The sequence below is a fragment of the Enterobacter cloacae complex sp. BZL2005 genome, from assembly GCF_049238885.1.
Classification (GTDB): Bacteria; Pseudomonadota; Gammaproteobacteria; order Enterobacterales; family Enterobacteriaceae; genus Enterobacter; species Enterobacter roggenkampii.
On the sequence record NZ_JBMKGI010000006.1, the window covers coordinates 99,384 to 116,688 of the forward strand.

At 57.6% G+C, this 17,305-nt stretch carries 18 protein-coding genes; 13 read left to right on the forward strand and 5 right to left on the reverse strand.

From position 1 onward, the window contains the following. Positions 1–84 precede the first annotated feature (84 nt). Positions 85–321 carry a DUF2754 domain-containing protein gene (locus tag ACOTXI_RS13015; RefSeq protein WP_008503286.1) on the forward strand — a complete coding sequence of 79 codons (237 nt, stop codon included), beginning with the start codon at positions 85–87 and terminating at the stop codon, positions 319–321. Here ACOTXI_RS13015 and ddlA read toward each other — a convergent pair. Then, on the reverse strand, positions 318–1,418 hold the full coding sequence (ddlA, locus tag ACOTXI_RS13020) for a D-alanine--D-alanine ligase (protein ID WP_021241680.1): 1,101 nt from the start codon (positions 1,416–1,418) through the stop codon (positions 318–320). The genes ACOTXI_RS13015 and ddlA overlap by 4 nt on opposite strands. Before the next feature lie 104 nt (positions 1,419–1,522). Between ddlA and ACOTXI_RS13025 the strand changes: the two genes are divergently transcribed. The 6 genes from ACOTXI_RS13025 (at position 1,523) to adrA (ending at position 7,188) form a co-directional block, all read left to right on the forward strand. After that, positions 1,523–2,206, forward strand: a complete 684-nt coding sequence (locus tag ACOTXI_RS13025; protein ID WP_058655090.1) for an extensin family protein — start codon at positions 1,523–1,525, stop codon at positions 2,204–2,206. Between the two features lie 167 nt (positions 2,207–2,373). Beyond that, entirely contained in the window at positions 2,374–3,588 is a 1,215-nt protein-coding gene (locus tag ACOTXI_RS13030) for a multidrug efflux MFS transporter (protein WP_008503282.1), read from the forward strand. 208 nt (positions 3,589–3,796) lie between these two features. Then, on the forward strand, positions 3,797–4,057 hold the full coding sequence (gene iraP / locus ACOTXI_RS13035) for an anti-adapter protein IraP (protein WP_023293178.1): 261 nt from the start codon (positions 3,797–3,799) through the stop codon (positions 4,055–4,057). A 99-nt stretch (positions 4,058–4,156) separates the two neighbouring features. Beyond that, positions 4,157–5,572, forward strand: a complete 1,416-nt coding sequence (gene phoA, locus ACOTXI_RS13040; protein ID WP_058655089.1) for an alkaline phosphatase — start codon at positions 4,157–4,159, stop codon at positions 5,570–5,572. Between the two features lie 89 nt (positions 5,573–5,661). Continuing rightward, entirely contained in the window at positions 5,662–5,982 is a 321-nt protein-coding gene (gene psiF / locus ACOTXI_RS13045) for a phosphate starvation-inducible protein PsiF (RefSeq protein WP_058655088.1), read from the forward strand. Positions 5,983–6,084: 102 nt separating this feature from the next. Next, positions 6,085–7,188: a diguanylate cyclase AdrA gene (gene adrA, locus ACOTXI_RS13050; protein WP_058655087.1), complete on the forward strand. Its 1,104-nt coding sequence runs from the start codon at positions 6,085–6,087 to the stop codon at positions 7,186–7,188. Positions 7,189–7,204: 16 nt separating this feature from the next. Here the strand turns inward: adrA and proC are convergent, their stop codons facing one another. Next, positions 7,205–8,014, reverse strand: coding sequence for a pyrroline-5-carboxylate reductase (proC, locus tag ACOTXI_RS13055; protein WP_058655086.1), 810 nt, complete (start codon positions 8,012–8,014; stop codon positions 7,205–7,207). 97 nt (positions 8,015–8,111) lie between these two features. Between proC and ACOTXI_RS13060 the strand changes: the two genes are divergently transcribed. The 5 genes from ACOTXI_RS13060 (at position 8,112) to ppnP (ending at position 10,749) form a co-directional block, all read left to right on the forward strand. Next, on the forward strand, positions 8,112–8,573 hold the full coding sequence (locus tag ACOTXI_RS13060) for a YaiI/YqxD family protein (RefSeq protein ID WP_021241674.1): 462 nt from the start codon (positions 8,112–8,114) through the stop codon (positions 8,571–8,573). Positions 8,574–8,714: 141 nt separating this feature from the next. After that, entirely contained in the window at positions 8,715–9,239 is a 525-nt protein-coding gene (gene aroL / locus ACOTXI_RS13065; protein ID WP_008503273.1) for a shikimate kinase AroL, read from the forward strand. Between the two features lie 44 nt (positions 9,240–9,283). Further along, positions 9,284–9,475, forward strand: coding sequence for a protein YaiA (yaiA, locus tag ACOTXI_RS13070; RefSeq protein ID WP_008503272.1), 192 nt, complete (start codon positions 9,284–9,286; stop codon positions 9,473–9,475). Positions 9,476–9,712: 237 nt separating this feature from the next. Then, positions 9,713–10,390, forward strand: a complete 678-nt coding sequence (locus tag ACOTXI_RS13075; protein ID WP_008503271.1) for an AroM family protein — start codon at positions 9,713–9,715, stop codon at positions 10,388–10,390. Positions 10,391–10,461: 71 nt separating this feature from the next. Beyond that, positions 10,462–10,749: a pyrimidine/purine nucleoside phosphorylase gene (gene ppnP, locus ACOTXI_RS13080; protein WP_008503270.1), complete on the forward strand. Its 288-nt coding sequence runs from the start codon at positions 10,462–10,464 to the stop codon at positions 10,747–10,749. A gap of 48 nt (positions 10,750–10,797) precedes the next feature. On the opposite strand, the gene rdgC is transcribed toward ppnP, so the two are convergent. Then, a complete protein-coding gene (gene rdgC / locus ACOTXI_RS13085) occupies positions 10,798–11,712 on the reverse strand; it encodes a recombination-associated protein RdgC (protein ID WP_008503269.1) in 915 nt (304 codons plus the stop codon). A gap of 123 nt (positions 11,713–11,835) precedes the next feature. On the opposite strand from rdgC, the gene mak reads away from it, so the two are divergent. Next, entirely contained in the window at positions 11,836–12,741 is a 906-nt protein-coding gene (gene mak / locus ACOTXI_RS13090; RefSeq protein ID WP_008503268.1) for a fructokinase, read from the forward strand. A gap of 110 nt (positions 12,742–12,851) precedes the next feature. On the opposite strand, the gene sbcC is transcribed toward mak, so the two are convergent. Continuing rightward, a complete protein-coding gene (sbcC, locus tag ACOTXI_RS13095; RefSeq protein WP_058655084.1) occupies positions 12,852–15,983 on the reverse strand; it encodes an exonuclease subunit SbcC in 3,132 nt (1,043 codons plus the stop codon). Then, positions 15,980–17,185, reverse strand: a complete 1,206-nt coding sequence (gene sbcD / locus ACOTXI_RS13100) for an exonuclease subunit SbcD (protein WP_058655083.1) — start codon at positions 17,183–17,185, stop codon at positions 15,980–15,982. The genes sbcC and sbcD overlap by 4 nt, the downstream gene beginning before the upstream one ends. Positions 17,186–17,305 lie beyond the last annotated feature (120 nt).

Here is a 17,305-nt window from a genome sequence, read left to right on the forward strand (position 1 = left end):
CGTCGCGTTTCAGAATTTCCGTATCTGCCACAGACCTGGCCGTAAAACTGTGAGAGGATGTCTTTTTTTCCTGCCGGAGTTGTTATGAAGCTCACGTCCAAACTACGCCGTGACTGGCACTACTACGCCTTCGCTATCGGGCTGATCTTTATTCTTAACGGTGTCGTGGGCCTGCTGGGGTTTGAGGCAAAAGGCTGGCAAACCTATGCCGTTGGGCTGGTGACCTGGGTTATCAGTTTCTGGCTGGCGGGGTTGATTATCCGCCGCCGTCCTGAAGAGACGACAGCGGATGAGGCAGCGTCGGCGAAGCGCGCCGATTAACCGTTTACGGAACTTTTAAGCGCGCTGTCGGCAGCGTGACGCTCCAGCGCCAGTTCGATCAGGCGGGTGATCAGTTCCGGGTAGCTGAGGCCGCTCGCCTGCCACAGCTTCGGATACATGCTGATGTTAGTGAACCCCGGCAGCGTGTTGATTTCATTGATCACCACCTCGTTTTCCGCCGTCAGGAACACATCCACGCGCGCCATGCCGCAGCAGCCGAGCGTCTGATAAGCGCGAATGGCGATCGCCCGGATCTTATCATTAACCGCCGGATCGAGATCCGCAGGCACGACAACCTGCGCGCCTTTATCATCAATGTATTTGGTGTCGTACGAGTAGAAGTCGCTGTTTAAGACCACTTCGCCGCAGGTGCTCGCCTGTGGAAAATCGTTGCCCAGCACGGCGCACTCAATTTCACGGCCTTTGATGCCCTGCTCAACCACCACTTTATGGTCGAACTCAAACGCCAGGCGGACGGCCTGGGTGAACTCTGCTTCGCTTGTCACTTTGCTGACGCCCACGGAGGAGCCCTGGTTCGCCGGCTTCACAAACAGCGGCAGACCCAGCTCAGCGCTAATCTGCGCGAAGCTGTGCTTGTCGCGGTTGGCGCGGGTGAGCGTGACGAACGGCGCGATATTCAGCCCGGCGTCGCGCAGCAGGCGTTTGGTGACGTCTTTGTCCATGCACGCGGCGGAGCCGAGTACGTCCGAGCCGACGAACGGCAGGTTGGCCATGCGCAGCATCCCCTGCAGGGAACCATCTTCCCCCAGCGTGCCGTGCACGATAGGGAAGACCACGTCGATCTGGGCGAGAGCCTGTGCATTGCCTGCATCGATAAGCTGCCCCTTCGCGACGCCGGGTACGGTGGCGACGCTAATTTCTGAAGGATTCAGGGCGATATGGGCCGGATCGTGAGCATTCAGCAGATACTGGCTGGCATCGTTAACGTGCCACTGGCCCTGTTTATCAATGCCCAGCAGCACCACGTCGAAACGGCTTTTATCGATCGCATCAACGATATTTTTAGCCGATTGCAATGACACTTCGTGTTCCGCTGATTTTCCCCCAAAGACAATACCTACGCGCTGCTTAGCCATCTCACTCTCTTCCAGTCTGACGAAAAGCCAATAACATACCACGATGCCCGGCGGGTTTCGCGACCTTCTGCCATAATGTTTGGGGGAATGTTCAGGGGGGGCGAGTGAAAGGAAAAACGCTGCTGACCGTTTTGATTCTTATCGCCGTCGCAACGGTGGGTTACCGCTGGTTGCCGCCTTACTACAACCCTTTCATACCGCTGGAGCTTGACGATCCGCCAGGCGGAATCACCCAGTATAAGCTTCGGCGCTTAACGCCCGAGGCCTGCGCAAGCCTGCTTGCGCAGGCTAATCAACGCGATCTCATCCGCACCCAGCCGGTCGCTGACAGCGCCGGGGAATGCCCGCTGAGCAACGTCGTGCGCGTGCGCAGCTTCGGCCCGGTCGGCCTCAACAGCAGTTTTCTTGCCAGCTGTCCGCTGGCGCTCAGTTCAGCCCTCTTTATCAGCCAGCAGGCCCGGCCGCTGACAAAACGCTATACGGGCAGCGACCTCGCGCGTATCGATCACCTCGGCAGCTTTGCCTGCCGCAATATTTACCACCGCCCTGACGCGCGCCGCAGCGAGCATGCCACGGCGGAGGCGCTGGATATTGCCGCTTTTCGTCTGGCGAACGGCGAACGCGTCACGGTGCTGAACGGCTGGAAGGCGGCCACGACGCAGCCCTGGCTGAAGGCGATGCTGGCGGCAAGCTGCGGGTACTACGGGAACGGTCTGGGGCCAGAGTACAACGCGGCGCATGCCAACCATTTTCATCTCGGAATGCGCGGTTTTGGCCTGTGCCGGTGAAGCATAATATTCCGCCAGAAAATGGATGAATTGTGACTTATTTCACAAATATGATGACTGGGAAGATAAAACACCAAAGTCGGTCAGGCCGCATCTCTGGTGCGACGTTAACACGCGTAACTTGCTAATCTGACGGCGAATTCGCCTAAAAATGAAGACTATTCTGTATGGAATCCTGGAAAGTTAATCTCATCTCGGTCTGGTTCGGTTGCTTCTTCACCGGGCTGGCCATCAGCCAGATTTTGCCGTTCCTGCCGCTGTACGTCTCGCAGCTGGGGGTCACCTCGCACGAAGCGCTCTCCATGTGGTCCGGCCTGACGTTCAGCGTCACCTTTCTGGTTTCCGCGATTGTGTCACCCATGTGGGGCAGCCTGGCCGATCGAAAAGGCCGTAAACTGATGCTGCTGCGCGCCTCGCTCGGGATGGCGATAGCCATTCTTCTGCAGGCCTTCGCCACCAACGTCTGGCAGCTGTTCTTCCTGCGGGCGGTGATGGGGCTGACGTCCGGGTATATTCCAAACGCCATGGCGCTGGTCGCCTCTCAGGTGCCGCGCGAGCGGAGCGGCTGGGCGCTGAGCACGCTCTCCACGGCGCAGATCAGCGGCGTCATCGGTGGCCCGCTGCTGGGGGGCTTTCTGGCGGACCACGTCGGACTGCGCGCGGTATTTATCATCACTGCGGTTCTGCTGGTGGTCAGTTTTCTGGTCACGCTCTTTCTGATTAAAGAGGGAGGCCGCCCGGTTATCAGTAAATCTGAACGCCTGAGCGGCAAGGCCGTTTTCGCCTCGCTGCCTTATCCGGGGCTGATGATCAGCCTGTTTGTCACCACCATGGTGATCCAGCTCTGTAACGGTTCGGTGGGGCCGATACTGGCGCTGTTTATCAAGTCAATGGAGCCGGAGAGCACGAACATCGCTTTTTTAAGCGGCATGATTGCCGCCGTGCCGGGCGTATCCGCCCTGATTTCCGCGCCGCGTCTCGGAAAACTGGGTGACAGGATCGGTACGGCGCGCATCCTGATGGCGACGCTGATCTTTGCGGTGGTGCTCTTCTTTGCGATGTCGTTCGTCACCTCTCCGCTTCAGCTTGGCGTACTGCGATTTCTGCTCGGGTTTGCCGATGGCGCCATGTTGCCTGCGGTACAGACCCTGCTGGTCAAATATTCCAGCGACCAGGTGACGGGGCGTATTTTTGGATATAACCAGTCATTTATGTATCTGGGCAATGTTGCCGGTCCGCTTATTGGCGCCTCCGTTTCCGCGATGGCCGGTTTTCGTTGGGTTTTTGCGGCGACGGCGATTGTCGTTTTAATCAATATTATCCAGCTGGCTATTGCGCTGCGACGCCGCAGACAAATGGCGGAGGCGAAATCGGCGAGATAACGCTTTAGCAGATGTATTATATATTCTTATGGTAGCCGCATTTTTATATAACAAAATGCGGCGTTTTTTATAGAAAAACGTTTCGCTCACGGCGAGGTCTCTTTATTTCCGTTTCTGTATCACTTTTGCATACCATAATTAATTTCTTCTCTTTGCATTATGGATTCAGAGTGATAACGTCAGATAAAACTGAAAAGGAACTGGCACGATGAAAAACCTCATTGCTGAATTGCTGGTCAAGCTGGCACAAAAGGAAGAAGAGTCAAAAGAGCTGGTGGCCCAGGTCGAAGCGCTTGAAATTGTGGTCACCGCGCTGCTGCGACAAATGGCGAAAACCGATCAGCAGGCGTTGATTGAGAGCGTGGAAGGCGCGCTGGAGAGCGTCAGGCCTGAATCGCAGGTACCGGTTGAAGATGCTGAGATGCTCCACCAGTACGTAAAGAAGCTGTTAAGGCATCCGCGCAGCTAAACCGTCACAGGACGTAACGACGTGTCATAGAATTGTCATGCAGGATGCCTATAGTCGCTCTGTTTTTATTTTTATGTATTTTTACATGGAGAAAATAAATTGAAACAGAGCGCACTTTTCATCGCATTACTTCCTCTGTTAATTACCCCTGCCATTTATGCTGACACGACGCAAACCAGCGTCCTGGATAATCGTGCGGCAAAAGGGGATATCACCCAGCCCGGCGGCGCGCGCCGATTGTCGGAAGATCAAACCGCCGCCATTCGCGCTTCGCTTAATGAAAAAACGGCGAAAAATATTATTCTGCTGATTGGCGATGGAATGGGTGATTCCGAAATCACGGCGGCGCGAAATTATGCCGAGGGGGCGGGCGGCTTTTTTAAAGGTATCGACGCATTACCGCTGACCGGACAATATACCCACTACGCGCTGGATAAAAAAACCGGTAAACCGGATTACGTAACGGACTCTGCGGCCTCGGCCACGGCGTGGTCCACCGGCGTGAAAACCTATAATGGCGCGCTGGGCGTGGATATTCACGAAAAAGATCGTCAAACCCTTCTGGAGATGGCAAAAGCGGCGGGCCTGGCGACCGGTAACGTCTCCACCGCTGAACTTCAGGATGCGACGCCTGCGGCGCTGGTGGCACACGTGACCTCGCGTAAATGCTACGGCCCGTCAGTGACCAGCGAAAAATGCCCAACGAACGCGCTGGAAAAAGGTGGCAAAGGCTCGATTACGGAACAGCTGCTGAATGCGCGTCCTGACGTGACGCTGGGCGGCGGCGCGAAAACCTTCGCGGAAACCGCGACGGCGGGCGAGTGGCAGGGCAAAACGCTGCGCGAGCAGGCGCAGGCGCGCGGCTATCAGCTGGTGAGTGACGCAAATTCGCTGGCGGCGATAACCGAGGCGAACCAGGACAAGCCGCTGCTGGGGCTGTTCTCTGACGGCAACATGCCCGTGCGCTGGGAAGGTCCAAAAGCCTCATATCACGGCAATATCGATAAGCCAGCAGTGACCTGTACGCCTAACCCTAAACGCACGGACAGCGTACCGACGCTGGCGGCGATGACCGATAAAGCGATCGATCTGCTGAGCAAGAGCGAAAAAGGGTTCTTCCTGCAGGTTGAGGGGGCGTCGATCGATAAGCAGGATCATGCGGCAAATCCGTGCGGTCAGATTGGCGAAACCGTCGATCTGGACGAAGCGGTGCAGAAGGCGCTCGCGTTCGCGAAAAAAGACGGTAACACCCTGGTGATCGTCACCGCGGATCACGCGCACGCCAGCCAGATCGTTCCGCCAGATACCAAAGCCCCTGGCCTGACGCAGGCGCTCAACACCAAAGATGGCGCCGTCATGGTGATGAGCTACGGCAACTCTGAAGAAGAGTCCATGGAGCACACCGGCACCCAGCTGCGCATTGCCGCCTACGGCCCGCACGCGGCCAACGTGGTAGGCCTGACCGATCAAACGGATCTGTTCTACACCATGAAGGCGGCGCTGGGTCTGAAATGATAAATTCCCGGCGGAAATCACATCTGCCGGGTGGTTTTTTTCCTGTCACGAACCAGACTTACAGGGAATGTTCACAAAAGGATGGTGCAATGAAAACAACATTACTGGTTACTCTGCTCTCCGGCCTGTTCCTGGTCGCATCGGCGAACGCGGAAGAGAAAACATTAACGCCGCAGCAGCAGCGTATGACCACCTGTAATCAACAGGCGACGTCTCAGAGTCTGAAGGGCGATGCCCGCAAGACCTACATGAGCGACTGCCTCAAAAACGGCGCTTCAAAGCCAGCTGAAAAAAGCCTGACGCCTCAGCAGCAAAAGATGCGCGAGTGTAGTGCCAAGGCAACCGAGCAGTCCCTGAAAGGGGATGACCGCAGCAAGTTCATGAGTGCCTGCCTGAAGAAAAAAGTGTAGTTCGAACGGGTGAGCGGCTCCGGCGGCTCACCCGAAATTTCATACTTTCCCCGCAGACCCCCTCTCTATAATTTGGGAAAATGTTTCAGAATATTCCCAAAAATGATGAATGATGAAACGTATTACAACACAAAGCGCATTCGGGAAGAGTGGAATTTAACCCTTTCTCAGGATGACCCTCACCGCGCCGGCATTCAGTTTGCCCGGCGCGTTCGGCTGGCGCGCGCCGTGGGGCTGGCAGCGATGTTTTTCCCGGTTGCGGGGATGCTGGTCACCCATTTTTTACCCGGAGGCTGGTGGCTTTTACTGGTGGGGTGGGCGTTCGTCTGGCCCCATTTCGCCTGGCAGTTATCCTGCCGGGCCGCGTCACCTCATCAGCAGGAAGAGTTCAATCTTAAGATCGATGCCATTATTGCCGGGCTCTGGATCGGCGTGATGGGGATGAGCGCGTTACCCTCGGCAGCGCTGGTGATGATGGTCGGGATGAATATGATGGGCTCCGGGGGCTGTCGTCTGTTTATCCCGGGGATCCTGCTGACTCTTCTCTCCGCGCTGGTGACGCTGCCGATTGTTGGGCGCGTGGCCGTCTTCAACCCCGACCTCGTGGAGTGGAGCTTAACGCTTCCCGTACTGGTGCTTTATCCCATGCTGTTTGCCTGGCTCAGCCACCGCACCGCCGTCAGGCTTGCTGAGCACAAGCGGCGGCTGGAAATGATGAGCACCCGCGACGGCATGACCGGGGTCTATAATCGCCGACACTGGGAAATGCTGCTGCGAAATGAATTTGAGCATTGCCGCCGCGATCGCTGCACCGCCACGATTTTACTGATTGATATCGACCACTTTAAAAATATCAATGATACCTGGGGGCACGCCGTGGGGGATGAGGCGATCATTGCCATCACGCGCCAGCTTCAGATGTCGGTGCGGTCAGGTGATGCCATCGGCCGGTTTGGCGGGGATGAGTTTGCGGTGATTATGTCGCAGACCGCAGCGGAAAGCGCCATCGCCGTCATGTCCCGGGTGCATGAGCGGCTGGAAAAGCTGTCGCTACCGTGCGCGCCAAAAGAGGCGCTGCGCATCAGCGTGGGCGTTGCCCCCTGGGGGCCGCAGTTTGCACATTATCGGGAATGGCTAAAGGCGGCTGACGTGGCGCTGTACAGGGCGAAAAATGCCGGGCGCAGCCGCACCGAAGTGGCCGCCTGACGCCCGACTGAAACGATCAGGATTTACTCAGCTTCTCTGATTTTTCCATGCATTTTGCCATTGCTTCAATGACGGCCGAGCGGAATCCGCGCTCCTCCAGCACCCGCACCGCTTCGATGGTGGTACCGCCCGGGGAGCAAACCATATCTTTCAGTTCACCCGGGTGTTTGCCGGTTTCCAGCACCATTTTGGCGGAGCCCATGACGGCCTGCGCGGCGAACTTATACGCCTGGGCGCGCGGCATTCCGCCAAGCACGGCGGCATCGGCCATCGCTTCCAGGAACATGAAGACATACGCAGGCGCAGAACCACTCACGCCCACCACCGGATGGATCATCGATTCGGCAATCACTTCCGCTTCGCCGAAGCAGCGGAAAATGTTCAGCACATCGGCTACGTCTTCCGGGGTCACCAGCGCGTTAGGCGTGACGGAGGTCATGCCGGCGTTAACCAGCGAGGGGGTATTGGGCATTGCGCGAACAATTTTGCGGTCATGGCCCAGCGCGCGCGCCAGCTGGTCAAGCGTCACGCCCGCGGCAATCGACACCACCAGCGTCTCTTTATTCAGGCTGGAGGTGATGTCGTTCAGCACTTTGATCATGATGTTCGGCTTGACGGCGCCAAAGACGATATCGGCGACCTGGGCCACTTCCTGCGCGCTTTCGGCGGCGTTAATCCCGTATTGATCGCGCAGCGCGGCGACCTTGTCCGGTGACGGGGTATAGACCCAAATCTGACCCGGCAGCACCTGCCCGCTGGCGATCAGGCCGCCCAGAATGGCTTTGCCCATGTTACCGCAGCCGATAAACCCGATTTTCTTGTCCATCACGATCCTCCGTCATTATGCGTTGTTTTCTCTGATTGATAGCTTAACAACGAAATGCAGGCGACAATAGTCGGCAGAGTCATTATGGGGAGACAATATGGCGATTTGGGTTGATGCGGACGCGTGTCCGAACGTAATTAAAGAGATTTTATTTCGCGCCGCCGAGCGCGTTCAGATGCCGCTGACGCTGGTGGCGAACCAGAACATTCGCGTGCCGCCTTCGCGCTTCATTCGTTCTTTGCGCGTGCCTGCCGGATTCGACGTGGCAGACAACGAAATTGTCCGCCTGTGCAGCGCGGAAGATCTGGTGATCACGGCGGATATTCCGCTGGCGGCCGACGTGCTGGAGAAAGGGGCGGCAGCGCTCAATCCGCGCGGTGAGCGATACTCGCCGTCGACCATCCGCGAGAAGCTTACGATGCGCGATTTTATGGATACCATGCGGGCCAGCGGCGTGCAGACCGGTGGGCCGGACAGCCTCTCACAGCGCGATCGCCAGCAGTTTGCTGCCGAGCTGGATAAATGGCTGCTGGAAGTGAAGCGCCGTACAGCGAAATGATAATTATTGTCAATGTGTGGTACAGTGTGGCCTCCACAGGGTTGTCATCCCGTACCGCTTTGCAGTAAAGTAATCGCAACATCTTCTGCAATTATTTCTTTACACTCTTCAGCCTTCCGGCATCAAGGGGAACACCTAGCTATGACCCAACCCATCTTTTTAGTTGGCCCCCGCGGCTGTGGGAAAACCACCGTTGGCCTGGAGCTGGCACGCGTGTGTCATCGCCAGTTTGTGGATACCGACCACTGGCTGCAAACCGAGGCCGGAAAAACCATCGCCGACATTGTTGAGCAGGAAGGCTGGGAGAGCTTTCGCGCACGCGAAACGGCCGCGCTGAAAGCGGTCACGACCCCGTCCGCGGTGATCGCCACCGGCGGTGGCATTGTTCTGGCGGAGTGTAATCGTCACTTTATGCGCGAAAAGGGGATTGTGATTTACCTCAGCGCGCCGGTGTCGGCCCTGGTTGGGCGTCTGGAAGCCTTTCCGGAAGAGGGGCAACGCCCTGCGCTGACCTCCAGGCCGCTGAACGAAGAGGTGAGTGAAGTGCTGGCCGAACGCGATGCGTTATACCGCGAGGCGGCTCACCACGTGGTGGATGCGTCCGCCTCTCCCGAAGACGTTGTGATTCAGATTATTACCGCCCTGCGTTTGGCGTGTGCCAGCTAAGCGGCGTCTATACTTATAGCTCAGACATAAAAAAAGGATGAGCTATGCCAACAAGACCTCCCTATCCGCGTGAAGCGCGCATTGTGACCGTTGAAAAAGGCCAGACAGGTCACACTGTGACCTGGTATCAACTGCGTGCCGATCACCCCAAACCCGACTCGCTGATCAGTGAACACGAGACGGAACAGGAAGCGCTGGATGCGAAGCGGCGCTATGAAGATCCCGACATAACCTGAGCGGTTTCCTAAACGCTCCAGGATCGTGCCTGAATCACACTTTTTACTCATCGTAAAAGTTAAGCAGGAGTTAATATTTAGTTAATACAAGTAACTCTGGTATCGGCAGGCGATCTTTACATTTCGGTGTCGGGATCACCTGCTACGCTTGGTGCTGTTTTGTTGAAAAAACGAACTGTGCAGCGTAGTGAGCCTGTACCTGTGTGCACGATGTTGGAGTAATGGAAGGCGATAAAGATGAAGGCAACGTTGGCGATCCTCACCATTGGTGTGGTCCCTGTAAGCGAAGTGTTACCGCTCTTAACCGAGCATGTATCTGAACAACAGATTACGCATCTTAGCCTGCTGGGCAAGATGAGTCGGGAAGAGGTCATGGAAGACTACGCTGTCGAGGCGGGGGAGGATCCCCTGGCGACGTTATTAAGTGACGGTAAACTGGCGCATGTTTCCCGCCAGAAGATCGAGCGCTCGCTGCAGGGCGTAATAGAAGTGCTCGATAATCAGGGATATGACGTTATTTTGCTGATGAGCACCGCCCCCATAAAGGGACTTACGGCGCGCAATGCGATTTTGCTGGAACCGATGCGCATCATTCCGCCGCTGGTGGCCTCCATCGTGGATGGTCATCAGGTGGGGGTGATTGTCCCCATCGAGGAGCTCATGGATAACCAGGAGGCAAAATGGCACGTGCTGGAAAAAGTGCCCTTGTACGCGCTGGCCAATCCGTTCTGGGACAGCGAGGCCAAACTCATTGCGGCCGGGAAGGAACTGCTGGAAAGAGGGGCCGATGTCCTGATTCTGGACTGCCTGGGGTTCCACCAGCATCATCGTGATTTACTGCAAAAAGCGCTGGATGTGCCGGTGCTGTTATCCAACGTTCTGATGGCTCGCCTGGCCTCGGAACTGCTCATGTAATGATTTTGCGTGACAGGTGATGAGCATGGCCCCTATAGTGAATTTTTATCTAAAAATATAAGGGCCAGTTCATGCTTCAGAGTAACGAATACTTTTCCGGTAAAGTGAAATCCATTGGTTTTACCAGCAGCAGCACTGGCCGCGCCAGCGTTGGCGTCATGGCGGAAGGGGAATACACCTTTGGCACGGCGGAAGCGGAAGAGATGACGGTCGTCAGCGGGGCGCTGAACGTCTTACTGCCGGGTGAAACGGAATGGAAAGTTTACGCAGCCGGACAGGTTTTCAACGTCCCTGGCCACAGTGAGTTCCATCTGCAGGTGGCTGAACCTACCTCTTATCTGTGCCGCTACCTGAAATAAAAAATTAGCCGGGTGGCGCTAACGCTTACCCGGCCTACGGTTTGCCCGTTATCTCTGCGCTTCGCCGCCGAGACCTTCCACCAGATTCTGAATCAACGCGGCCAGCTCGCCGGTCATCAGGATGAAGTCCGCGTCGAAACGCTGGGCGTAATCTTCCCTGTCGATATCTTCGTTCTGATCGCGCAGCTCGTCGCAGAACTTCAGACGCTTCACGGAGCCGTCGTCGCACATCACAAACTGAATACGCTGCTGCCAGTCGAGCGCCAGCTTGGTGACCACTTTACCCGCTTCGATGTGGACGGCGATTTCGTCGCTCACCAGATCCTGCTTCTTCGCGCGGATCACGCCGCCATCTTCCAGCAGGGCTTTCAGCTCGGCTTCATCAAGGATCTGGAAACCCTGAGCCGCAGCACCGCTGCGTACCCATTCGGTCAGCGTCAGCTCGATCGGCGTTTCCAGCGCCAGCGGAACGACCGGTAACGAGCCGATGCTTTTACGCAGCAGGGCCAGCGTATCTTCTGCTTTCTTGGCGCTGGCGCAGTCCACCATGATCAGCCCGTTAACGGTGTCGATCCACATCATGGTCTGGCTGAAGCGGCTGAAGGCGCGCGGCAGCAGGGAGTGCAGTACTTCATCTTTCAGCGAATCTTTTTCGGTCTTTTTCAGCTTGCGGCCCTGTTCGGCTTCCAGCTTGAGAATTTTCGCTTCGAGTGCCTGCTTAACCACCGGCGTCGGCAGTATTTTCTCTTCTTTACGGGCGCAGACGATGATTTGACCCGTGCTGCTGGCGTGGGTCAGTGCATCGCTTTGTGAACCCATTGGCGGAACCCAACCGGTTTTCGCCATATCCTGGCTACCGCAAGGGGAAAAGGTATAAGCGGCTAACTGTTTTTCCATCTCTTCTGCACGCAGCGAAACGTCGCGGCTGAGACGGTAAACCATCAAATTTTTGAACCACAGCATGATAATTTCCACGGCCTTGTCGTTAAATCAGCGGGCATGATAACGAATTGTCGCATCGCTTGCATTGCTAATCGGGAAGCGTGCTTCTACTCTGTTGATAATCAAAATAATGAGGAGAGTCTTGTGCGTATTGGGATCGATTTGGGCGGCACCAAAACAGAAGTCATCGCACTGAGCGAGCAGGGGGAGCAGCTGTTCCGCCATCGTCTGCCAACGCCGCGCGATGATTATCACCAGACTATCGAGACGATTGCCAGGCTGGTCGAGATGGCCGAGCAGGCGACAGGGCAAACCGGCAGCGTCGGGATGGGGATACCGGGGTCGATCTCGCCATATACCGGCGTGGTTAAAAATGCCAACTCCACCTGGCTCAACGGTCAGCCGTTTGATAAAGATTTAAGCGCGCGCCTGAAGCGGGAAGTGCGTCTGGCCAACGACGCCAACTGCCTGGCGGTCTCTGAGGCCATCGACGGCGCGGCGGCCGGTGCCCAGACCGTGTTTGCCGTGATCGTCGGCACCGGCTGCGGTGCGGGCGTAGCGTTCGGCGGGCGCGCCCATATCGGCGGTAACGGCACCGCGGGCGAGTGGGGGCACAACCCGCTGCCGTGGATGGATGAAGACGAACTCAAATACCGCACCGAAGTGCCGTGCTACTGCGGAAAACAGGGCTGTATTGAGACCTTTATCTCCGGTACCGGTTTTGCGACCGATTACCACCGCCTGAGCGGCCAGCCGCTCAAGGGAAATGAGATCATGCGTCTGGTCGAAGCGCAGGATCCGGTGGCGGAGCTGGCCCTGAGCCGCTATGAAATGCGGCTGGCGAAATCCCTGGCGCACGTGGTGAATATTCTCGACCCAGACGTAATTGTGCTGGGCGGCGGCATGAGCAACGTCGACCGGCTGTACGCCACGGTGCCGAACCTGGTGAAGCAGTGGGTCTTCGGCGGCGAGTGTGAAACGCCGATCCGCAAAGCCGTCCACGGGGACTCCAGCGGCGTGCGCGGCGCGGCGTGGCTGTGGCCAGAATAAACGGCTCTGTAAGCCCGGTAAGCGAAGCGCCAGCGGGCGAATTCAGGCAGCCACAATAAAAAAGCCGGGTGGCGGCTACGCCTTACCCGGCCTACATGTGGAGTGGACCTTTACTGCACGGCAAATTCTTTATCCAGCTTGCTGTACCCCAGCCCGTTAATCTTCTTCACTTTGATCTGCACCGGAATACGCTCCTTCATCGCCTCGACGTGGCTGATCACGCCAATGGTTTTCCCGGTGGCGTTCAGCGCGTCGAGCGCATCCAGCGCGGTATCCAGCGTCTCACTGTCGAGCGTGCCGAACCCTTCATCCAGGAACAGGGAATCGATCCGCGTTTTATGACTCACCAGATCGGAAAGCGCCAGCGCCAGCGCCAGGCTGACCAGGAAGCTCTCGCCGCCGGAGAGGGTGCGGGTATCGCGGACCGCATCCGCCTGCCACGTATCCACCACTTCCAGCTCCAGCGCGTCGCTGGCCTTACGCTGCAATAAATAACGCCCGTGCAGGCGGTTAAGCTGCTGGTTTGCGAGCCAGACGAGATTGTCCAGCGTCAGCCCCTGGGCGAACTTACGGAACTTGTCGCCGGTGCTGGAGCCGATCAGTGCGTTCAGGTAACCCCAGTCATCTGCCTGGCGCGCGGCCTCTTCAATTTGCAGCATCAACGCCAGCTGGTGCTGCCGGTTATCGCTGTCCTGCTTAAGCTGCTGGCGGATCTCGCCCTGATGCGTGGTGTTCTCGCGCAGCTGTTGCGCCAGCTGCTGCAGCTGGATTTGCAGCGTGGCGGCATCGGCGTCGAGCCCTTCCGGGCGCAGCGCCAGATGAGACTGCAGCTGCTGGTTCGCTTGCCCGGACAGCGCCGCGGCCTGCTGGATCTGGTTTTCCAGAGATTGTTTTAGCTGTTCGAGATGGCGAATAGCGTCGTCATCCAGCAGGGCGGCAAGAAACGCGTCCTGGTCGGCAAAGCAGCTCGCCGAGCGCGCCGCGGTGAACTGCGTCTGCGACTGCTGCAGGCGCTCTCGCTCCAGCCCTTCCTGCTGCTGTTGCGCGGTCAGCTGGCTTTGCAGCGACACGCACTCGTCGTGGATGGCGCGCCAGTTATCAGGAATAACCGGTTCGGCGTCTTCGCTGTTCGCTGCCGGAAGCGCGTCGAGCAGCGGCTTCAGGGCGTTTATGCGTTCCTGAAGCACGCCGTGCTGCGTTTGCTTCTCCTGCCACTGCGTGAATTCCGCTTCGCGGGCCTGAAGCCAGGCGGCTTCCTGACCCTCTTCAGGTGCGTTAAGCGAGAGCGCGAGCAGGGCATGTTCCAGCGCCTGCCGCGTGGCCGCCAGCTGCTGCTGATACTGCCGCTCCTGCGCTTCCTGTTCGCTCAGCTGGTTCTGCAGGGTGAGACGCTGACTGAGCTGATAAAGCTGGCGCTCGTAATGTTCCTGTTCGTTCAGCCATGGCGCGATATCGTCCTGAATATTCAAGGTAATGTTCAGGGACATGCAGGCCGCCACCCACTCTTTAGTGAGCGCTTGCTCTTCCTGAGAAAGCGTCTGCGCGTCGTCTGTCTCGCGCTGGATCTGCTGAGTCAGGGCATTGACCTGTCCCAGCACCAGCAGGCCTTCCTCTTTAAGGGCGGCGACCTCTTTTTCCAGGGCATCACGGCGGCGCTGGTTATCCGTCAGCTCAAGCGACTGATATTGCTCAACGGCCGGATGTTCGCAGGAACCGCACAGCGGACAGGGTTTGCCCGCCTCAAGCCGGGAGCGGTAATGCTCCAGCTTCTTAATTGTTGCTTCGGTTTCGCACAGGGCTTTTAGATCGAGATAGTGCTGGTTTTTCTCTTTGTACTGCTGGCGGCGCAGCGTCAGCGTTTCATTGAGTTTATTTTGTTCGGCCTGGGCCTTCTGCACGCTTTCACCGCTCTGGCGCAGGCGCTTTTGCAGCGGCTGATAGCGGGCATGCAGCGACGTCAGCTGCTGGCGCAGCGTGCGGGACCTGGACTGCTGCTCCATGGCCGCGCTGACCTCATCCGCCGTCAGCGTCAACGCGCTTTCCGGCATCGCAGCCAGCCTGTTGCGTAATTCACCTATCCGCGCAGCAAGCGAGGCTAACTGCGTTTTATCACGGTTAAGCTGAGAGAACTGGGCGCGCCAGCCTGCAATCTCCTGGCCTAACAGACGATAGCGCTCGTGCTCCGTCAGCCACTGCGCCAGCGCCGTCAGTTCGGTCTGAAGCAGCTCGTGGTTACGCAGGGCGGTATTGCGAATACGTGAACGCAGCGCGGTTCTGGCTTGTAAGCGAGTATTTACTTCGATAATTCGCTGCTGCGTTTGCGCCAGACGCGCGGTTTGCTCCTGCTGATGTTCCCAGAGCGGGCGAAGCTGGGCGGCGGGCAGAGCGAGCTGGAGCTTTGCCAGCTCAGGCGCAGCGTCCGTCAGCGCCTGTTGCGCCTGCTGCTGCATTGCGGCGACGCGCTGTTGCTCGCGCGCAAGCTCATCATGGCGCGTAAGCCACTGAAAATGTTTCTGTTGGTTTTGCTGCTGTTCCAGCAGGGTTTTCTCTGCGTCAGTAAGTGCCTGCAAACTTTGCTGTAACTGCTGCTGTTGTTCTTCGCTCAACAGCACGACGCCCGCCGCCTGCGCCTCGCACTTTTCAAGCACGCTGCGGGCCGCTTTGTGTTTCTCAAACACCATGGCGGAAATCTGACCGTAGATTTCGGTGCCGGTCAGCTCTTCCAGCAGCTCGGCGCGATCGCTCGGCTTGGCATTAAGGAAGGCGGCAAACTGCCCCTGAGAGAGCAGCATCGAGCGGGTAAAGCGCCCGTAGTCCAGCCCGGTGAGCGCGGCGGTTTGCTCCAGTTTATCCGTCACTTTGTCGGCCAGGATTTTGCCATCTTCGCAGCGCGCCAGCTCCACGCGCGGCGCCTGCAGGTTACCGTCCGGCTGGTTGCGCGCCCGGTTCTGGCTCCAGAAGGCGCGATAGGCGGTGCCTTTTACCTCGAACTCCACTTCCGCCAGACACTCGGCGGTGTCGCGGGTCATCAGGTCATTTTGCGCCTGGGAGACTTTATTCAGGCGCGGCGTTTCGTGATAAAGCGCCAGACAGATGGCGTCGAGCAGGGTGGTTTTACCTGCCCCGGTTGCGCCGGTGATGGCAAACAGCCCGTTGCTGGCAAACGGCTCAGCGGTAAAGTCAATTTTCCACTCGCCCTTGAGGGAGTTGAGATTTTTCAGGCGCAGGCTCAAAATTTTCACGCGTTTTCTTCCTCATCATTGAGCGCACGTAGGGTATGGCTGAACAGTTCGCTGAGCCTTGCGCGCTTCGCATCGTCAATCTCCTCCTGTGAGAGCCTGCGTTCAAATACCTCTTCGACCCCCAGTTCACTGAGCGTTTCGCGTTGAGCGCTTAGCAGAATTTTCTCGCGCTGCTCGCGGCTGCGGCGCACCAGCAAGACCTCTACCGGCAGGTCTTCGGTCAGCGCCTGGATTTTCCGCTGAATATCGTGCAGGTAGTCGTCGGTGGTGATTTCGATGTCCAGCCAGATGGGGGGATCTTGCTCGACGCCGCGCCACTGCTCCAGCTGGGCGGTGATGGCATCGAGATCGCCTTTCAGCACCGCCAGCGGTTGAGTTACGGGCACCTCCAGCGTGTCGACGGCGCTGAGTTTTCCGTCGGAGAAGGTCACCAGATGTACGGATTTGGCTTTGCCCGTTTCGTCAAAGCTGAGCGAAAGGGGCGAGCCGCAGTAGCGGATGTGCTCGCAGCCGCCGACGATCTGCGCCCGGTGGATGTGTCCGAGCGCAATGTAGTCGGCTGGCGGGAAGTGCTGCGCCGGAAAGGCATCCAGCGTGCCGATATAGATGTCACGCACGGCGTCACTTTTACTGGCCCCGACGGTGGTGAGGTGCCCGGTCGCAATCACCGGAATCGGCTGGTCACCGCGCAGGGCACAGGCTTCGGCGTGCTGCTGGCGGTAATAATCGGCGATCGCCTGTAACAAATGCTGCTGCTTTTCCGCACCCGACAGCCCCGCCTGGCTTTGCACGATGTCGCGCGGACGCAAAAAGGGAATCGGACACAGTACCGCCCCGGGCGACCCGTCGCGCTTTTTCAGGATCTGCGGGGCGTGCCCGGCGCTGGCGACGACGGTGGTATTGAGAAACGCCAGGATGTCGCGGGATTCGTTAAGCGTCGCGACGGAATCATGGTTGCCGGCGACAATCACCAGATGACAGCCGGTTTGCTGCAGATTCACCACGAAGCGGTTGTACAGCTCACGCGCATAGCTCGGCGGCGAGCCGGTATCAAAAATATCTCCCGCCACGATAATCGCGTCCACCTCATGCGTCCGGGCCGTTTCCAGCAGCCAGTTCAGGAACGCTTCATGTTCAGCCGCACGGCTTTTGCTGTAAAAATTTTGACCCAGATGCCAGTCCGAGGTGTGAAGTATGCGCATAGCTGATCCGTGGCAAAAAAGAGAAAGCAGGATTATAAACGTTCAGAGAAGGGAAAATAACCGCTGTAATAAAACAACAGTTTGCCATTTATAGTGGTACTGTTTTTCATAAATCTGTCA

Bases quoted from the DNA above. Each gene is read 5' to 3' on its own strand.
- ACOTXI_RS13015 (WP_008503286.1), top strand. From the start codon at position 85: ATGAAGCTCACGTCCAAACTACGCCGTGACTGGCACTACTACGCCTTC.
- ddlA (WP_021241680.1), bottom strand. From the start codon at position 1,418: ATGGCTAAGCAGCGCGTAGGTATTGTCTTTGGGGGAAAATCAGCGGAA.
- ACOTXI_RS13030 (WP_008503282.1), top strand. From the start codon at position 2,374: ATGGAATCCTGGAAAGTTAATCTCATCTCGGTCTGGTTCGGTTGCTTC.
- iraP (WP_023293178.1), top strand. From the start codon at position 3,797: ATGAAAAACCTCATTGCTGAATTGCTGGTCAAGCTGGCACAAAAGGAA.
- psiF (WP_058655088.1), top strand. From the start codon at position 5,662: ATGAAAACAACATTACTGGTTACTCTGCTCTCCGGCCTGTTCCTGGTC.
- adrA (WP_058655087.1), top strand. From the start codon at position 6,085: ATGATGAATGATGAAACGTATTACAACACAAAGCGCATTCGGGAAGAG.
- proC (WP_058655086.1), bottom strand. From the start codon at position 8,014: ATGGACAAGAAAATCGGGTTTATCGGCTGCGGTAACATGGGCAAAGCC.
- ACOTXI_RS13060 (WP_021241674.1), top strand. From the start codon at position 8,112: ATGGCGATTTGGGTTGATGCGGACGCGTGTCCGAACGTAATTAAAGAG.
- aroL (WP_008503273.1), top strand. From the start codon at position 8,715: ATGACCCAACCCATCTTTTTAGTTGGCCCCCGCGGCTGTGGGAAAACC.
- yaiA (WP_008503272.1), top strand. From the start codon at position 9,284: ATGCCAACAAGACCTCCCTATCCGCGTGAAGCGCGCATTGTGACCGTT.
- ACOTXI_RS13075 (WP_008503271.1), top strand. From the start codon at position 9,713: ATGAAGGCAACGTTGGCGATCCTCACCATTGGTGTGGTCCCTGTAAGC.
- ppnP (WP_008503270.1), top strand. From the start codon at position 10,462: ATGCTTCAGAGTAACGAATACTTTTCCGGTAAAGTGAAATCCATTGGT.
- rdgC (WP_008503269.1), bottom strand. From the start codon at position 11,712: ATGCTGTGGTTCAAAAATTTGATGGTTTACCGTCTCAGCCGCGACGTT.
- sbcD (WP_058655083.1), bottom strand. From the start codon at position 17,185: ATGCGCATACTTCACACCTCGGACTGGCATCTGGGTCAAAATTTTTAC.